Below are 16,881 nucleotides of genomic sequence, written 5' to 3'. Positions count from 1 at the left end.
TTACTCCTTCGGCTCGACTTGCTCTGGGCGAATAGTACGTATTGCCCAAATTAAACCACCAATCAAAAAGAATGAGCTAAATGGTAAAATCAATAAACCATTACCCTGATACCAACCACCATTTTGAATTAGAGGTAACACTTCAAAACCTAAGATAGTGCCGAAACCAAATAACTCTTTAATAGTACCAATTACAATTAACACCATTGAGTAGCCAAGGCCGTTACCAATACCGTCTAAAAACGACATTAAAGGCGGACTCTTCATAGCGTATGCTTCTGCTCGACCCATTACGATACAGTTCGTAATAATCAAACCTACGAATACCGAAAGCTGCTTAGAAATTTCATAAGAGTACGCTTTCAATACTTGGTCAACGACTATTACTAAAGAAGCGATAATAGTCATTTGAATTATAATCCGTACACTCGATGGTATCTGAGTACGAATCATAGAGATAAATAAACTAGAGAATGCCGTTACTGTCGTTAGCGCTAGCGCCATAACAAGAGCGGTTTCTAATTTAGTTGTAATTGCCAATGCCGAGCATACGCCCAGTACTTGTAGTGCAATTGGGTTATTGTCCAGAATGGGTCCAAACAATACCTTTTTCATTTCTTTAACTTCAGCCATTGTATAAACCCCTTATGATTTCCAAGTCTGGTTTTTAAGGTATGGCCCGTAGCCATTCTCGCCTACCCAGTAACTTAAAGTATTCTGAACCCCATTACTGGTAAGTGTTGCACCTGATAGAGCATCAACTGCGTACTCATTGTTAGCGTTTTCACCTTTTTTAACTTGAATAGCTACTTCGCCGTTTTCATACAACTTTTTACCATTCCACTTAGCTTTCCAACTAGGGTTTTGTACTTCACCACCTAGCCCAGGAGTTTCTTTTTGTTGGTAGTAAACCAGTTCACGGATAGTATTCCCATCTGCATCAACTGCTAACAAACCATACATTAAGTCCCATAAGCCGCTGCCGTGTACTGGTAATATAATGCGTGAAACTGCGCCAGCATCGTCTTTTACTATATATACACTTGCTACGCTTGCACGTTGTTGAAAACCAACATTGCTGCCTTCTACTTTTACAGCATACTCAGGATCTTTAGCAGCTTTGTACATGTCGTAACCTTCAGGTACTTCAACATACTCACCACTCTCAAGATCTACAAAGCGCTCTTCAACATACTTTTCAAAAGTACCGGCTATATCGCCAGCTGCTTTCTCTGTTAGTCCAGCTGCTTCGATGATATTAGACTGCTTATCTAGTGCTGCATTGTTTTGTTGTAAAGAGCGTAAGCCTACTGCTGCACCCGATACAATAATTGAACACACCAAACAAACTGCAACTACAACACCAACCGTTTTACCGAGAGTTTCTTTCTTAGCCGACACGTGCAATCCTCCGTTTAATATTGCTTTGGGCAACAAAATAATCAAACAAAGGTGCCCACAAGTTAGCGAATAAAATAGCTAACATCATACCTTCTGGGAACGCTGGGTTTATTACTCGAACCATGACACACATGAGACCAATTAATATACCGTATGCCCACTTTCCTTTATTCGTAAAGGATGCTGATACTGGATCCGTCGCCATAAAGAACATACCAAATGCGAATCCACCCGTTACTAAATGCCAATACCAAGGCATGGCAAACATAGGATTAGTATCACTACCTACTAGATTTAATAAAGTACTGAAGATTGCACAACCGGCTAACACACCCAGCACTATACGCCAGGATGCAATACGCATGTATATGATAAACAAACCACCAATCATCAAAGCTAAAGTAGAAACTTCACCAACAGAACCTTGTAAGTTACCAAAGAAGGCATCCCACCAATCGGCATTAAGACTCCAATCTGTAATGCTGCCCGATGCAGCTTGACTTAGTGCTGTTGCCCCTGAATAACCATCAGCAGCAACCCATATAGCATCACCAGAAATCTGAGCTGGGTATGCGAAGTACAAGAATGCACGACCAGACAAAGCAGGGTTTAAGAAGTTACGACCTGTACCACCGAATATTTCTTTAGCTATAACCACACCAAAAGTAATACCTAGAGCGGCTTGCCATAAAGGAATAGTGGCCGGTAGTGTTAAAGCAAATAACACTGAGGTTACGAAGAAACCTTCGTTGATTTCATGCTTACGGACAGATGCAAACAATACTTCCCAAAAACCACCCACAATAAATACTGTGGCATAGATAGGTAAGAAGAAGCATGCGCCATAAAACATTAGGCCAAGCCAACCAGTACTAGCAGTTATCTCACCACCTAAAGCTTGGAATAGACCTGCCTGCCAAAATGCAGTCGCGGTATCAGCCCAAACCGCACCATCAGCGATGGCTAACTGTGCTTGCTGACCAACGTTAAACATACCGTAAAACATAGCTGGGAATGTTGCCATCCACACCATAATCATTATACGTTTCAAATCAACACTATCTTTAACATGTGTTGTTGATTTAGTCACCGAGCCCGGTGTGTAAAAAATAGTCGCCGCAGCTTCATACAGGGCATACCACTTTTCGTATTTACCACCTGGTTCAAAATCAGGTTCAATTTTTTCTAAATAAGCCTTTAAACCCATGATTAACCCTCTTTTTCAATCTGGTCTAAACATTCACGCAAGATTGGTCCGTAGTTATATTTACCAGGACAAACATAAGTACATAGTGCCAAATCTTCTTCGTCTAGTTCCAAGCAACCTAAACTTTGCGCACCGTCTGTATCACCAGAGATTAAATCTCTTAACAATAAGGTAGGCAAAATATCTAAAGGCATAATGCGTTCATAATTTCCAATAGGAACCATAGAACGATCTGAACCATTAGTAGTGGTTGTCATGTTAAATAATTTCTTAGGACTTAAATGCCCTAAATAAGCGCGAGTCACTGAATGCTGATTAACGCCAGGCTTGATCCAACCCAAGAACTCTTTCTCACGGCCTTCACGTAAAACTGAAACCTGATTATGAAAACGCCCTAAAAACCCGTGAACGCCGTTTGCGTTGGTTCCTTGCAGTACTGAACCAGACAATGCTCGCATTTCACCTTCGTTTGTCTCTGCTGCAATTAACTCAGCAATATCCGCACCTAAGATAGTACGAACTAAACGAGGATTTTTAACTTCTGGACCAGCCAAAGACACAACCTTACGGTTATCTAATTCACCAGTAGTAAATAAAGCTCCCATAGCTAATACGTCTTGATAACCCACATGCCAAACTGTTTTGTTTTGGCCTGCACCATCAAGGAAATGGATATGCGTACCAACTAAACCTGCAGGATGACACCCAGCAAATTCATTTACTTCAACATTAGCGCTACCAGTTGCAATATCTGCCCCAGGCGCTTTGTTTACGTATATTTTGCCGTCTGTTAAACGACTCAATACTAATAAACCATTTACAAAATCTTCGCTACGCTCAGCAATAACCACTTGAGGGTCTGCTGCTAATGGATTGGTATCCATTACGCTTACAAAAATTGAATTTGGCTTAGAGTCAAGTAATGGAGATTTACTAAATGGTCGAGTGCGGATAGCAGTCCACAGACCTGAATTGACTAGGTTTTCCTGAACTTTAGCAGCATCAAGTGAAGCAAGTTCCGCACTGCTATATTTAGCAAATACTTCACTTTCATCACCTTCTAGTTGAACAACAACCGACTGCAAAACACGTTTTGCACCACGGTTTACTTCAACTACTGTACCAGAAGCAGGAGCAGTAAATTTAACACCAGGGTTCTTTTTATCTTCAAAAAGAATTTGGCCTTTCTTTACTTTATCACCTTGTTGAACATGCATTGTAGGTCGCATGCCGTTATATTCTTCTCCCAAAATAGCGACTCTAGTAACAGAATTGCCATCATGGATCTCTTGTTTTGGCGCTCCCTGAATAGGAAGATCTAACCCTTTCGTGATTTTTATCATACGCAATAGCACTACTCTAAATTAATACACAACACCATTAGGCTCTTGGCGCTTCAAAAATAGGCTTTTATTTATAAAAACCTAATGGTGATGAGTATTAGTTGTTAATTAAATTATTCCGCTGCAACTTCATGCGGTTATGAATGACACGCTTAATCTTTGCTCAATTTTAACCACTAAAATTGTATATCGGCATACAGAATATGCATACAACAATAATTGAGGCCGGAATTTTAGCATTAACCACACCAATTCTTCCATGCAAATTATTGTTTAACCGTTAATTTTATGTGGTTTTTTCAAAAACCATCTCAATTTTAAGATGTTTTATGATAATCAAGATACAAAAAACCGCCCACAGGCGGTTTCGTATCTAACACAATATTGGGTTACCAATCTGCTAAAGCATCCACTTCAGCATCATAATCAACACCATCGACATCAAAACCAAACAACTTTAAAAACTCATGATGATAACCAGCATAATCACTTAATTCATGGAAATTATCTTGGGTCACTTGATCCCATAAAGCTTTAATTTTGGCCTGAGTGGCGTCGTTTGTTTCTTTATCATTCATATACAAACGTCCCATCTCATCCACTTCTGGGTTAGCCTGAGTCAATTTATCAGTGAACAAATCGTATATTTGTTCAATACAGCCTTGATGGGTACCTTCTTCTTTCATGACTTTATATATAAGCGAAATATATAAAGGCATCACAGGTATAGCAGAGCTGGCTTGTGTCACTAATGCTTTAAGTGAAGACACATAAGCTTGAACGTTTTTACTTGCTTTCGTTTTTACGATTTCGGCAGCTGCTCTGTCTAAATCTTCTTTAGCTTTTCCGATAGTTGCTTGTCCGTATATTGGCCAAGTTAACTCTTTACCCACATAAGTATAAGCCGTTGTTTTACAACCATCAGCCAAAAGGTCGGCTTTATCTAGCGCCTCTAACCATAATTCCCAATCTTCGCCACCCATAACTTTAATTGTGTGTTCAATCTCTTCTTGGCTTGCAGGCTCAAGACTGATGTCATGAACTTTATCTTTATCGGTATCATAGGTTTTAGTGGTGTAAGCTTCACCAACAGGCTTTAAGGTAGACTTAAAGGTTTCACCAGTTTTGGGATCAGTTCTACGAGGAGATGCAAGACTATAGATCACTAAATCTACCTTACCCATATCAGCTTTTAAGGTATCAATAGTTTGCTGTTTTAGTTCATCTGAAAACGCATCACCGTTTAACGTCTTAGCATATAAACCAGCAGCTTCAGCTTTTGCATGAAACCCTGCCGTGTTATACCAACCAGCAGTACCGGTTTTACGCTCTGTTGGTGCTTTTTCAAAACACACACCTAGCGTTTTAGCACCGCCGCCAAAAGCAGAGACAATTCTTGACGCTAACCCGTACCCGGTAGAACAACCAATTACCAAGACGTTCTTCGGAGCATTTTGAAGCTCACCTTGAGACTTAACATAATCAATTTGTTGTTGAACATTGGCCGCACATCCTACTGGATGAGCATTTGTACAAATAAAGCCACGGATCTTCGGCTTAACAATCATAAAAATATCCTATTCAAAAATGTGGACGCATTGTATAGACAATACCGAGTAAAACACATCTGAACAGCTGACGTGTTTAAACACTTAATATTTTACTAACCTGTTTTATGGGTCAACACTAGCCATACCGCATGAATTACCCCAGGTATACCACCTAATAGAGTTAAGACTATATTGATAAATAAGTGGGCAGATAAACCAACTTGCAAAAAAGCGCCGATTGGCGGTAGAAATATAGCCAAAATTAAATTGATGGGATTAACTGTTTGCATAAATGACCTCTTTTAATTATTAGTATCAGAGCGATTTTTATAATACTCATACTCAGATACCTTATGGTAATCCATGGCTTTCAACTGAAAGCTTGAATAAGAGTCGTAGACTTTCTTAAATGTAGGATCAGCTGCAGCTTGCTCTTGCATGACTTCTAAAGACGCTTGTTTTAATGCATTTATTACATCAGCTGGCAAAGCTCGCATATCCACTTTATGCTTATCTTTTAAAGTTTGCATCGCTTCTATATTACGGACAGTGTACTCATCCATAATATCCTGATTTGCTGCTTTTGTAGCAACCTCCACAATAGCCTGTAAATCTTCAGGTAAAGCTTGATAAGCTTTTTCATTTACGATGAACTCCAAAGCAGACCCAGGTTCATGCCAACCAGAATAATAGTAAAACTCAGCTGCTTTATGTAACCCAAACGCTAAATCGTTGTAGGGACCGACCCACTCAGTACCATCGATCGCTCCTGATTGTAACGACGTAAAGATTTCAGCTCCGCTTAATGCAACTGGAATGCCTCCTATTTTTTTGAAAACTTCACCACCTAGCCCAGGTATACGCATTTTCAAGCCCTGTACATCATCGATTGAATTGATTTCTTTTTTGAACCAACCTGCAAACTGAACCCCAGTATTACCACCAGTAAAGGGAATTAAGCCAAAAGGTTTATAAATTTCACGCCATAGCTCCATGCCGCCGCCATAGTGCAGCCAACCATTGGTTTCTTGTACGTTCATACCAAAGGGAATAGCAGTAAAAATTTGTGCAGCAGCAGACTTACCTTTCCAATAATAGGCAGCAGAATGCCCAATTTCAGCGGTACCTTGAGAAACAGCATCAAATACTTCAAAAGGAGGCACTAATTCCCCAGCCCCATAGACTTTAATCGTTAACCTGCCACCAGACATACGCTCAACATTTTCTGCAAAGGTTTCAGGCCCCCGACCTATTCCGGGAAAGTTCTTTGGCCAAGATGTTACCATCTTCCACTTATAGGTTTTCTGCGGCTGCACCGTACCATTATCAGAATCAGCTTGTTCTTTACCGCAACCAAATAAGGCTAATGCGCACACCAGGCCAATAATAATTCTTGTATAAACTACTTTTAATTTGTTCAACATAAACTCTCTAACCATAAACTACTGCTGGTAACCAAGTCACTAAACTAGGCCAAATTGCCATCCCTATCAACAGCATAACTTGCAGTATGATAAACGGTATGACCCCTTTATAAATATCTGTTGTTTGCACTGAATTTGGCGCTACACCCCGTAAATAAAACAGCGCGAATCCAAACGGAGGGGTTAAAAATGACGTCTGTAAGTTTACCGCTATCATTATACCCAACCAAATAGGATCAATTCCCATAGCTAAAAGCACAGGGGCAACCAAAGGCACCACAACAAATGTAATTTCAATAAAATCTAAAATAAATCCCAAAACAAAAATAACCAACATTACAACCAGTACTGCAGCAAACACACCACCTGGTAGTTGGTTAAATAGATGCTCAATTAATTCTTCACCACCAAAGCCACGAAAAACTAAAGAAAATATCGAGGCGCCGATTAAAATTAAAAACACCATGGAGGTCACTTTAGTTGTGGTTAACATCACATCTTTAAGTTTGGCTAAACTCAATTGTTTTTGAACCACAGCTAAAACCAATGAACCAGCTGCACCTACACCTGCAGCTTCTGTAGGCGTTGCAAAACCTCCTAAAATAGCCCCCAACACCAGAAATATCAGTAGCAATGGTGGCAATAGCGCTCCTAAAAAAGCAGGCCATGTGATCTTACTTTTTTCAGGTGCAACCCTTGGAACCTTATGTGGTTGCAACCAAGTAACGCCCACAACGTATATTAAGTACAAACTAACCAGTATGGCACCAGGCACAATTGCACCAACAAAAAGATCACCCACGGACACAGACTCAGGGGAGAAAATCCCCATATTTAGCTGAGCTCTTTGATAAGCACTCGATAACACATCACCTAACAACACCAAGGCAATAGAGGGGGGAATAATCTGTCCAAGTGTACCTGTTGCACAGATACTACCTGTTGCAAAGCTTGGAGCGTAGCCTTGCTTTAACATAGTAGGTAAAGACAGCAAGCCCATGGTCACAACCGTTGCACCTACAATGCCGGTACTCGCCGCTAAAAGTGCACCAACCAATATAACAGAGATAGCAAGGCCACCTCGATACTGACCAAACAACTGCGTCATGGCGTTTAGAAGATTCTCTGCCACTTTAGACTTTTCTAATGCCACTCCCATAAAAACAAATAGAGGTACTGCAATTAAGGTTTGATTAGTTAAAATGCCATACAAACGACTCGGAACAGCGTTCAAATAGGCTTGCTCAAATTGTCCCGTCAACATCCCAAAACCCGCGAATAATATCGCCGTACCAGCCAAAGAGTAAGCCACTGGAAACCCAAACAATAAAACGACACATACGACTAAGAACATCAAAATTGACATATATTCCATTATGCCTGCCCCTCTGCAGATGCAGCAGTTGAGCTTTTAAATGCAAAAATATTGCGAATCAGCTCTGCTATTCCTTGTAAATTCATGGTCACAGCGAATACCAAAATAAAACTTTTAAGTAAAAAGACTAACGGTAACCCACCAGCTTCAGGAGAAGACTCCATTAAGCTCCAAGCTTTAATGACATAATCTAGGCTCAAAAAGAAAATTAAAAAGTTAACAGGCAAAAGTAACAATAAGGTGCCAAATATATCCACCAAGGCTTGCTTTCGTTTGCTCATTTTTCGATAGAAAATATCAACCCGAACATGCTCATTTGCTTTTAAAGTATGCGCAGCACCCAACATAAACACCATGGCATGCAAATACAAAACAGACTCTTGCATAGCAATCCAACCTAGGTTGAACCCATAGCGCAAAACTACAATTAAAAAAGTCAAAAACACCATAGTTAGAGTAAACCAACTCACTACTTGGCATAACCGACTATGGACCTGATCAATAAACTGCTGGCAAGCCAACATTTGCTTCATCAACATTAAGTTTTACTATCCTTGTTGCGTTTTATCGCCGCCCATACAATTCGGAGACAAAGGCGCTTCACCAAAGTTCTTTTGCCACTCATCTTTTGTATAGGTATGTAAAGCCAAAGCATGAATATCATTAGCCAACTGATCTTTTAATACAGCGTTCACAGCTCTGTGCCTCTTAATCAAGCGCTCACCTTCGAAGCTTGCTGAAACCATAATCACCTTAAAATGACTTTCAGAACCATCAGGAACATTATGCATATAGCTTTCATTAATGACTTCTAGATGCTCCGGATTAAAGTGTTCAACTATTTTTGTCTCAATAAGAGTTTGAATATTCATTACGTTTCCAAATAAAACCAATCAATTAATGCTGCGCGCGCAAACAGCTAATAATACCCTAAACAAGAGATAATTTGTTAGAGAATACAAAGTGATATCCTAAATTTATGTAGAATTTAGATAAGTTTACCTAATTTCAAATTTTCAGAATTGATTCCACTAGCAGCAGCCCTATATTGTTCCTCGTGTTATCATGCACAGCACTGAAACCTGAATCTTTATATCTTCCATTTGAGTACCCATTTAAACAATGAATACATGTTTAACCCTATTAAACAAAAACCTTCACCTCGTTCGTTACCCAGAAAGTCTCCAACATCCCAGTTGGCAAGCATGGGATTCGGCTGATGAGTACTTAATTGAACATGTAGAACAGCATATAGATTTAGAGAAAACTGAAAATATTAGAATTATCAACGATGATTTTGGCGCATTAGCGTGCTGGTTTGCTAACTCCAATCCAATTTGGGTTAGTGACTCTTATGTAGCTAAGCAAGCATGCGTTTTAAATCTTGCAAAAAACGAATTAGATGTAAGTCAAATCACCTTTAGCGACTCGGTTAAGCAAATATCCAGTACAGTTGATTTAGTATTACTAAAAATCCCCAAAACCAATGCATTACTAGAGCAGCAGCTTATAGATTTGCAATCCAGTGTTACTGCATCCACTAAAATAATTGCCGCAGGTAAAGCCAATCTTATTCCAAAGTCCATGTTAGGCTTGTTCGAAAAATACTTAGGACCAACAACCACTTCTTTGGCCAAGAAAAAGTCACGATTAGTCTTTTGCCAGCCCGCTGCAGATAAATCACATACCAGTCCCTACCCCACAACTTGGTATACAGACTCACCAAAGTTTAAGATAAGCAACCTAGCCAATGTATTTGCTCGCCAGCAATTAGATATAGGTGCTCGCTTTATCCTTGAGCATTTCAAAAAACTGCCCAGCTTTGACAACAAAACTATAGTCGATTTAGGTTGTGGAAACGGTGTTCTAGGTTTACATGTATTAAATAGCAGTAGCCCAGACAAGGTCATATTTGTAGATGAATCATACATGGCTGTCGCATCAGCAAAGCACAATATCGAAACCAACTTACCTGACAAACTCCACCTATGTGAATTTAGAGTGGATAATTGCCTAGAAGGTTTCAGGCAAGAAACAGAACATGCACAAGTAGATTTAGTACTATGTAACCCTCCTTTTCATCAACAAAATACCATTACCGACCATATTGCTTGGCAAATGTTTACCGATTCAAAAGGAGTATTAAGAAAGGGCGGGCAATTATGCGTAGTGGGCAACCGCCATTTAGATTACCCTAAAAAACTAAAAAGACTGTTTGGAAACACCAACGCAGTTGCAACAGGCAAAAAATTCAGTATTTTAGCTGCTACTAAATGATCATCGTATTTAAAGGTCAACCTACCATGCTTAAAGTATTACTTGTTTTATCTTCCCTTATTCTAACGACAGCGAGCTTTGCTAAATCCAAACAAGACGGCTCTCATATTCAACCCGATAACTTTTATCCAAGGGTAAAAATGGAAACCACAATGGGCGATATTATTGTGGAATTAAACCGCTCAAGAGCACCGATTACCGTTAATAATTTTTTGCGCTACGTAGAGAAGCGTAGCTACGAAGACACCATGTTTCATAGAGTGATAGCAGATTTTGTGGTTCAAGGCGGTGCCTATGATGTTGATTTCGTAGAAAAACCATCTTTTGGCAGAATAATTAATGAATCAGGCAATGGCCTAAAAAATGATATGTACACTATCACTATGGCGAGAGAGAACGACCCTCACTCAGCAAACCGTCAATTCTTCTTTAACATGGCTGACAACGAGAGCTTAGATCCTGGCAGAGGCTGGGGGTATACAGTCTTTGGTAGCGTAATGGAAGGTTACGAAGTGCTTGATAAAATCGTTGCAGTTAAAACAGACTTTGACCCTAAATATGGATGGGCAGACGTGCCCGTTGAGCCTGTCATACTTAAAAAAGTCACCATACTACCTCCTCTATAAAAAAGCAGCGTGGGAATTTTTTAATTGTTTAGTCTATGTTTCACAGCAAATTATTAAAAGACTCCCACAACCACGCCCTAGTTTCTCTGACTCTATGACTCAACTGAGCTATTTTTGAGCAGCACTGCACAACTCTGCAACTAAGATACAGACCAAAAGGTCCACAAAAAAGCAATAAAACAACCTAAGCCACTGAAATATATTACTTTAAACCAAATGGTCTAGTTTGTGCTTCTGCCCTCGAAGTTATCACTCTTCACAAAAATAATAATTTGAGCTGCTAACTATTAAAAAATTGAGATCAAAATAACAATCATGGAGATTACCTTGAACAACACGCATTATAACAAGCTGGCTAAAAAAGCCTTTTATGTCACCGTTTTGGCAGCAGCAATATCAGGTTCACTTCATGCCCAAGAGCAAGCAGTAGAGGATGAAGCCGATAGCAAAATTGAGTCCATTACAGTAACGGCGACTAAACGGTCACAGGTCATTTATGAAGTCCCTATTGCGATGAGCGCATTTAGTGGAGATGCTTTAGCCGCTCAAGGGATTACTGATCTAACCGACGTAGGCAAGTTTGTACCCAATTTAAGTATTACTGGCTTTTCAGCTGGTCATACGTCTTCTGCCAACCCGTTTATTCGCGGTATAGGTTTACAAGATCACTTAATCACCACAGATCCAGGTGTAAGTGTCTACGTTGATGGGGTGTATCTTGGTCGTCAAGTAGGTCAAAACTGGAACCTTAACAATATAGAAAGAATTGAAGTCCTAAGAGGGCCACAAGGTACTCTATATGGTCGAAACTCAATTGGTGGAGCCATTAACATTATCACCAAAGAGCCTAATGAAGACGCTGTGACTAAACTAGGTTTACAGTTCGGTACTCGTGGCCGTGCTAAGGCCGACGTATTTTTTAATAGAGCTCTGAGCGAAGATTTCTCATTCAACTTCAACGCTGGCTACAACCGCCGTGACGGCTTAGGTGAGTTCTATAATGTGCCAGATGCTGAATATGATGTGGGTGAAACCAAAGAACTCTATGGCCGCCTATCCGTAAAATACGCTCCTAATGATGATTTTAGTTTAGTAGTAACAGCAGATGCTAATGATGGTGAAGGCGGTTTACGTCCTTATACAACCCTAATTGATGAAATCCCAACAGGCGCGTTTTACACAGGTGAACGTTTTGGCTTCCCTACTCCTACAGGCCCTTTACGTAACTCAGATGTATCAGAAGACCCTTACGACAATGCTACAGGTACAGCTGCCGTCACCACAGTAAGCAATAAAGCCAGTGGAATATCCATTACAGCAGATTGGAGTTTATCTGATACCTTATCCACTAAAGCTGTTATCAGTAACCGTAGTTCTGAATACAAAGCAGGATTAGACGACGACAGTACTATCTATGATTTAGACCACTACCCAGAAACCGGTGACGCTGATCAAACCTCTATCGAGTTACAACTAAATGGTTATTACGATAACTTTGATTTTGTCTCAGGTATTTACTGGTTTAATGAAGAAGGCAGTAACCGCCAGGGAGAAGATTCAAGTTTCAACGGTGGTGGAAACTCCTTTGCCCTCGACCAAGAAACCACCAGCCAAGCTGTTTTCTTTAACCTTGGTTATGACTTAACAGATGACTTACGTATTTCTGGTGGCCTGCGTTATACAAAAGATGAAAAAGAGGCGATTGCTAATGTAGGAATAGGCCCAACCACATCAGAAGACGACTGGAGCCAATTGAGTTATGAACTGTCAGCCGCTTACACCCTTGAAAACGGTTTGAATGCCTACGCTAGTATTCAAAGTGGTTATCAATCAGGGCAGTTCCCAGCAAGACCTTACTGTTTGTTTGGTGACCCAGATTGTTTTGTAGCTTCAGATAACATTACAGCTGTTAACTATGAAGTAGGGCTAAAGGGTCAAGTTACTGATAGTTTCAGTATGAGTATTGCCTTATTTAATACAGAGTACGAAGACTTACCTTACCAAGTCAGTACAACCCTTGAAGGCGGCTTTAGTACTACCAACCTAGTGGTTGAACAAACCTCTACAGGTATTGAGTGGGAAAGTACCATGTACTTCACTGATAACTTCAAGCTACATACAAGCCTTGGTTACATAGATGTTGATGTTCAAAAGCTCGATGGGGTAAAACCTGTTGCGCCATTAACGCCTGACCTTACCGCCTCAATCAGCCCATCTTATGAATTTGAACTGAGTAATGGCGCAACGATTAATGCGCGAATGGATTATTCATATCGGGACGAAATGTATGGTGAGCCTAGCTCTGATCCTGGTCGGTTAACCCAAATCGACAGCCGAGAGTTAGTTAACTTTGATCTGTCTTACGCACCAGCAGACGCTAATTGGAAAGTATCACTATACGGCCAAAACGTATTCGATGAGCGCTACGACAACGCCCGTTTAAATACTGGAGATTACGTATTAGTAGTGCTGAGCAACGACGCCAGTGAATTTGGCCTTAGGTTCTCTTCTGAGTTTTAAAACAAGGTAACTAAATTAAGCGGCACAATGTGCCGCTTTTTTAACCTTTAGACTTCACATGATTACTAGTGCTTAGTGATATGTTGTAAAGCCTTCATTTGATCATGCATGGCCTGAGCTTCAACCTTAGCAGACAACAGGGTAGTCATAGCCTGAGTAGGCTGTTTTTCAGAAATCGCTTCATCTAGCGTTTCTAATATTTTATCTTCAACCTCTTCCAGTTGACTGACATAGGTATGATCTTCGTTCTTTGAAAACGTACCTAAAAAATCTGTATACACTTTTCTTGCATTAACAGCCCAAGACGAACCTTTTTCAACCTCACCTTGCTCGGCAATTGCTAAAGGTTGTAACTTACTGATCACCTGCTTTTTCTTGGTAACCATATTACTGAAAATTGTTTTAACTTCAGGACTTTCTACTTCCGTAATCGCGCTTTCGTAAAAATCGATACCCGCTTTAACCACTTGGATAACATCTGAGACTTTTTCTACTTGTTTAATTTGCGTTTGCATAATTTACTCCTGTAATTTGATTACACCGACTACATAAAGAATCGGCTTATCTAATCAACAGCAAGCACCATGCCGCCTTAAAAAACAACATAAACCACTGATAAATATAAATTTATTTACATGTTGCTTTTTAATGAGCTGTAACCTTTTTACAGTCACCCTGTAAAAAGCACCCAATAGAAAGTTAAACGCTAAAAACAGCCAGCCTAAAACTTCCAGCCAGCTTTAGTTTTGAAAATCCTTTAATAAAGACAATCACTACTCACCTATATAAAAATTGACCACAGCTGATATTACTCTCAAAAATATAAATATTTTCTACCTTAGATATTCGTAGCCTGACAGTAAACACCTTGAACTATTCAAGTCGTTCAGTAGACTCCTCATCAGCTAATTTGAATATCTATACTATTAATAATAAAAGGAAATAATAATGAGAAAAGCATCCTTACTTGTACTTCTTAGTACCTTGTTTATCACCTTCAATACTTATGCTGGTGTTGAAGACTTTAAGCCCGGCCCGGTATTTGAAAACTATGGCACCCATGTTCCCGTGCCCGGAGTCACTATTTCAGCCGATGAAAAGTTTAAAATAGCCTTTGATGTAAGCGCAGGAGCCAAAGAAGGCAAAGTTAATCGCGGCTTCGAACGCTTGACACGATTCATCAATATGCATGTTGCTAGTGGCGCAAAGCTAGAGAATATAGAAGTTGCTATGGTTGTATCTGGCCCTGCAACATCTGAAATTCTGAGCAACACTGAATTTAAAAAACTCAAAGGATACAATAACCCCAATACTGAGTTACTAGAGTTACTTATGGATAAAGGCGCGCGTATTTTAGTGTGTGGCCAATCAGCTGTAGCCCATGACTTCCTACCAAATATGTTTGAAAAAGGCGTAGAAGTGGAGTTATCTAATATGACCGCCCATGCACACCTAGCTAAACAAGGTTATACCCTAGTCCCTTAGCATATTATCTTAAGTGACGAGATGGGCGATGCGAAGTAGCAGCAAAGTCATAGTTTTACAGTAGTGACTATAGCTAAACCTTCAAATCGCCTAATATGCCGCAGCCATGCTGCTCTAGCATAGCTACCCAGCTAAACAACTATTGGCAATAATTATCAGTAACAACAAAACGTGTGGGTAAGCCACGGTTGGCTTAATTGAGTTTTTTAGGTACTCGAAGACCAAGCCTATGGCTCCTTTCCTCGACTCTTCCCATGCTGTGTTAAATTGCATAGCTAAAAGAGATGAATCGCCATTACTTTCAGCATTTTTCGTAGAAGCATAGTGTTTAATCCCGAGTTCAACAGACTCTAAGCGCTGTGCTATACGCCCTTGAAAGGTTTTCCAAATTCCGTCTTGAAGCCAAACGATTGCACAAATGAATAGCGTCCAAAGACCAATGTTCACAATAAATAATAGTGCACAGCTTATTGCGACATTGAATAGTTTAATAAACAAGGAATGCTTTTCGTAACTATCAAACTGAGTTTGTAGGGTAGTCCATTCTTGTTGTAGAGCCAACAAATTGCTATCGGGTGTCATATGCTTCTGTCCTTCATCATTGCATTGATAATCTGTGTTTAGAGCATGGGCTAGGCGCGGTTATGCTCAAAGGCGGTAACTTGGTCAATGCTGTCACAATTGAGGGCTAGCATCAGTAATCTATCTATACCTAAAGCCACACCCGCACACTCTGGTAACCCATGTTCTAGCGCCGCAATTAAGTTTTTGTCTAAGGGCATACTTTGTAGTCCTTGCGATAATCGGGTTTGGTTATCATGCTCAAAACGCCGGAACTGCTCCTTTGCATCACTTAATTCATGAAACCCGTTAGCCAACTCTATCCCTTTAAAATATAACTCAAAGCGTTCTGCCACTAGGGGGTTATCTTTACTGATTTTAGCTAAAGCCGCTTGTGACGCCGGAAACTCATACACCAAACAAGGTCTGTCTTGCCCTATATGTGGCTCTATGTGCTGGCTGAACAACAGCATCATCAAAGTATCTTTAGATGATTCATTAGCGGCTATGTCTTGATAACCGTAGCGACTCGCAAGGGCGCGTAATTCATCTAAACTTGCTGTCAAAGGATCACAATTTAAGTGTTGCAGAAAAGCCTGTTGATAGGTCATACGTTCAGCTGGTTCTGTCTTGAGTATTAACTGTATAAGTTCATCAACCTCAGTCATCAGCCCATGATGCTCATATCCAACGCGGTACCACTCTAGCATAGTAAATTCGGGGTTATGAAAACGCCCTGCTTCTTCATTTCTAAAAGATTTACATATTTGATAAATAGAACCGCTACCCGCGCACAGCAAACGTTTCATGGCAAATTCAGGAGAGGTCTGTAGAAACAGCTCAGTGGTATTTGGCGACATTGGATTGTCGAAGCGAGTACAGAATGAATGCAGATGTTGATCTGTGACAGTAGCATGACTTAAGGCAGGAGTATCAACCTCTAATACATCTTTTCGATAAAAAAACTCACGAATAGAGCGTATTAATTGCGCTCGCTTTTTAAGAGTGGCTATTGCGGCACTAGGCTGCCAGTTGCTTTTGGAGTTTTGCTCTGTCATTTTAATATCTCTTACTACATGCATAAAAAAAGCCCACCAATGTGAGCTTTTCAT

At 40.1% G+C, this 16,881-nt stretch carries 17 protein-coding genes; 4 read left to right on the top strand and 13 right to left on the bottom strand.

The window, feature by feature from the left end:
- From ACMUMK_RS01330 to ACMUMK_RS01285, 10 genes are all read right to left on the bottom strand, one after another.
- Positions 1-633, bottom strand: a complete 633-nt coding sequence (locus ACMUMK_RS01330; RefSeq protein WP_414699327.1) for an NADH:ubiquinone reductase (Na(+)-transporting) subunit D — start codon at positions 631-633, stop codon at positions 1-3.
- A gap of 12 nt (positions 634-645) precedes the next feature.
- A complete protein-coding gene (locus ACMUMK_RS01325) occupies positions 646-1,401 on the bottom strand; it encodes a Na(+)-translocating NADH-quinone reductase subunit C (RefSeq protein WP_414699326.1) in 756 nt (251 codons plus the stop codon).
- Positions 1,391-2,608: an NADH:ubiquinone reductase (Na(+)-transporting) subunit B gene (locus tag ACMUMK_RS01320; protein WP_414699325.1), complete on the bottom strand. Its 1,218-nt coding sequence runs from the start codon at positions 2,606-2,608 to the stop codon at positions 1,391-1,393. The genes ACMUMK_RS01325 and ACMUMK_RS01320 overlap by 11 nt, the downstream gene beginning before the upstream one ends.
- A 2-nt stretch (positions 2,609-2,610) precedes the next feature.
- Positions 2,611-3,951 carry a Na(+)-translocating NADH-quinone reductase subunit A gene (locus ACMUMK_RS01315; protein ID WP_414699324.1) on the bottom strand — a complete coding sequence of 447 codons (1,341 nt, stop codon included), beginning with the start codon at positions 3,949-3,951 and terminating at the stop codon, positions 2,611-2,613.
- A gap of 389 nt (positions 3,952-4,340) precedes the next feature.
- Positions 4,341-5,519, bottom strand: a complete 1,179-nt coding sequence (gene fabV, locus ACMUMK_RS01310; protein WP_414699323.1) for an enoyl-ACP reductase FabV — start codon at positions 5,517-5,519, stop codon at positions 4,341-4,343.
- Positions 5,520-5,614: 95 nt separating this feature from the next.
- A complete protein-coding gene (locus ACMUMK_RS01305) occupies positions 5,615-5,791 on the bottom strand; it encodes a YqaE/Pmp3 family membrane protein (RefSeq protein ID WP_133467944.1) in 177 nt (58 codons plus the stop codon).
- A 12-nt stretch (positions 5,792-5,803) separates the two neighbouring features.
- Positions 5,804-6,925: a TRAP transporter substrate-binding protein gene (locus ACMUMK_RS01300; protein ID WP_414699322.1), complete on the bottom strand. Its 1,122-nt coding sequence runs from the start codon at positions 6,923-6,925 to the stop codon at positions 5,804-5,806.
- A gap of 7 nt (positions 6,926-6,932) precedes the next feature.
- The gene (locus ACMUMK_RS01295) at positions 6,933-8,300 is read right to left on the bottom strand and encodes a TRAP transporter large permease (protein WP_414699321.1); all 1,368 of its coding nucleotides are present in this window, start codon (positions 8,298-8,300) and stop codon (positions 6,933-6,935) included.
- Positions 8,300-8,839 (bottom strand): TRAP transporter small permease subunit, encoded by a 540-nt coding sequence (locus ACMUMK_RS01290; RefSeq protein ID WP_414699320.1) that lies wholly within the window; start codon positions 8,837-8,839, stop codon positions 8,300-8,302. The genes ACMUMK_RS01295 and ACMUMK_RS01290 overlap by 1 nt, the downstream gene beginning before the upstream one ends.
- Before the next feature lie 9 nt (positions 8,840-8,848).
- Entirely contained in the window at positions 8,849-9,172 is a 324-nt protein-coding gene (locus tag ACMUMK_RS01285; RefSeq protein WP_414699319.1) for a BolA family protein, read from the bottom strand.
- Positions 9,173-9,422: 250 nt separating this feature from the next.
- On the opposite strand from ACMUMK_RS01285, the gene ACMUMK_RS01280 reads away from it, so the two are divergent.
- From ACMUMK_RS01280 to ACMUMK_RS01270, 3 genes are all read left to right on the top strand, one after another.
- On the top strand, positions 9,423-10,577 hold the full coding sequence (locus ACMUMK_RS01280) for a methyltransferase (RefSeq protein WP_414699318.1): 1,155 nt from the start codon (positions 9,423-9,425) through the stop codon (positions 10,575-10,577).
- A gap of 26 nt (positions 10,578-10,603) precedes the next feature.
- Positions 10,604-11,203, top strand: coding sequence for a peptidylprolyl isomerase (locus ACMUMK_RS01275; RefSeq protein WP_414700307.1), 600 nt, complete (start codon positions 10,604-10,606; stop codon positions 11,201-11,203).
- Between the two features lie 327 nt (positions 11,204-11,530).
- A complete protein-coding gene (locus tag ACMUMK_RS01270) occupies positions 11,531-13,723 on the top strand; it encodes a TonB-dependent receptor (protein WP_414699317.1) in 2,193 nt (730 codons plus the stop codon).
- 65 nt (positions 13,724-13,788) lie between these two features.
- Here the strand turns inward: ACMUMK_RS01270 and ACMUMK_RS01265 are convergent, their stop codons facing one another.
- On the bottom strand, positions 13,789-14,238 hold the full coding sequence (locus ACMUMK_RS01265) for a ferritin-like domain-containing protein (RefSeq protein ID WP_133467960.1): 450 nt from the start codon (positions 14,236-14,238) through the stop codon (positions 13,789-13,791).
- A gap of 433 nt (positions 14,239-14,671) precedes the next feature.
- On the opposite strand from ACMUMK_RS01265, the gene ACMUMK_RS01260 reads away from it, so the two are divergent.
- A complete protein-coding gene (locus tag ACMUMK_RS01260; protein WP_414699316.1) occupies positions 14,672-15,208 on the top strand; it encodes a DsrE family protein in 537 nt (178 codons plus the stop codon).
- Between the two features lie 123 nt (positions 15,209-15,331).
- Here the strand turns inward: ACMUMK_RS01260 and ACMUMK_RS01255 are convergent, their stop codons facing one another.
- Together ACMUMK_RS01255 and epmA are read right to left on the bottom strand one after the other, a co-directional pair.
- Positions 15,332-15,790: a hypothetical protein gene (locus tag ACMUMK_RS01255; protein WP_414699315.1), complete on the bottom strand. Its 459-nt coding sequence runs from the start codon at positions 15,788-15,790 to the stop codon at positions 15,332-15,334.
- Between the two features lie 50 nt (positions 15,791-15,840).
- Positions 15,841-16,851 carry an elongation factor P--(R)-beta-lysine ligase gene (gene epmA / locus ACMUMK_RS01250; RefSeq protein WP_414699314.1) on the bottom strand — a complete coding sequence of 337 codons (1,011 nt, stop codon included), beginning with the start codon at positions 16,849-16,851 and terminating at the stop codon, positions 15,841-15,843.
- Positions 16,852-16,881: the final 30 nt, after the last annotated feature.

The organism is Paraglaciecola sp. 2405UD69-4, from assembly GCF_047525415.1.
Classification (GTDB): Bacteria; Pseudomonadota; Gammaproteobacteria; order Enterobacterales; family Alteromonadaceae; genus Paraglaciecola.
This window is presented reverse-complemented; position numbering and strand designations above follow the sequence as displayed.

Bases quoted from the DNA above. Each gene is read 5' to 3' on its own strand.
- ACMUMK_RS01285 (WP_414699319.1), bottom strand. From the start codon at position 9,172: ATGAATATTCAAACTCTTATTGAGACAAAAATAGTTGAACACTTTAAT.
- ACMUMK_RS01315 (WP_414699324.1), bottom strand. From the start codon at position 3,951: ATGATAAAAATCACGAAAGGGTTAGATCTTCCTATTCAGGGAGCGCCA.
- ACMUMK_RS01255 (WP_414699315.1), bottom strand. From the start codon at position 15,790: ATGACACCCGATAGCAATTTGTTGGCTCTACAACAAGAATGGACTACC.
- ACMUMK_RS01300 (WP_414699322.1), bottom strand. From the start codon at position 6,925: ATGTTGAACAAATTAAAAGTAGTTTATACAAGAATTATTATTGGCCTG.
- ACMUMK_RS01320 (WP_414699325.1), bottom strand. From the start codon at position 2,608: ATGGGTTTAAAGGCTTATTTAGAAAAAATTGAACCTGATTTTGAACCA.
- ACMUMK_RS01290 (WP_414699320.1), bottom strand. From the start codon at position 8,839: ATGTTGATGAAGCAAATGTTGGCTTGCCAGCAGTTTATTGATCAGGTC.
- epmA (WP_414699314.1), bottom strand. From the start codon at position 16,851: ATGCATGTAGTAAGAGATATTAAAATGACAGAGCAAAACTCCAAAAGC.
- ACMUMK_RS01260 (WP_414699316.1), top strand. From the start codon at position 14,672: ATGAGAAAAGCATCCTTACTTGTACTTCTTAGTACCTTGTTTATCACC.
- ACMUMK_RS01265 (WP_133467960.1), bottom strand. From the start codon at position 14,238: ATGCAAACGCAAATTAAACAAGTAGAAAAAGTCTCAGATGTTATCCAA.
- fabV (WP_414699323.1), bottom strand. From the start codon at position 5,519: ATGATTGTTAAGCCGAAGATCCGTGGCTTTATTTGTACAAATGCTCAT.
- ACMUMK_RS01305 (WP_133467944.1), bottom strand. From the start codon at position 5,791: ATGCAAACAGTTAATCCCATCAATTTAATTTTGGCTATATTTCTACCG.
- ACMUMK_RS01275 (WP_414700307.1), top strand. From the start codon at position 10,604: ATGCTTAAAGTATTACTTGTTTTATCTTCCCTTATTCTAACGACAGCG.
- ACMUMK_RS01330 (WP_414699327.1), bottom strand. From the start codon at position 633: ATGGCTGAAGTTAAAGAAATGAAAAAGGTATTGTTTGGACCCATTCTG.
- ACMUMK_RS01295 (WP_414699321.1), bottom strand. From the start codon at position 8,300: ATGGAATATATGTCAATTTTGATGTTCTTAGTCGTATGTGTCGTTTTA.
- ACMUMK_RS01280 (WP_414699318.1), top strand. From the start codon at position 9,423: ATGAATACATGTTTAACCCTATTAAACAAAAACCTTCACCTCGTTCGT.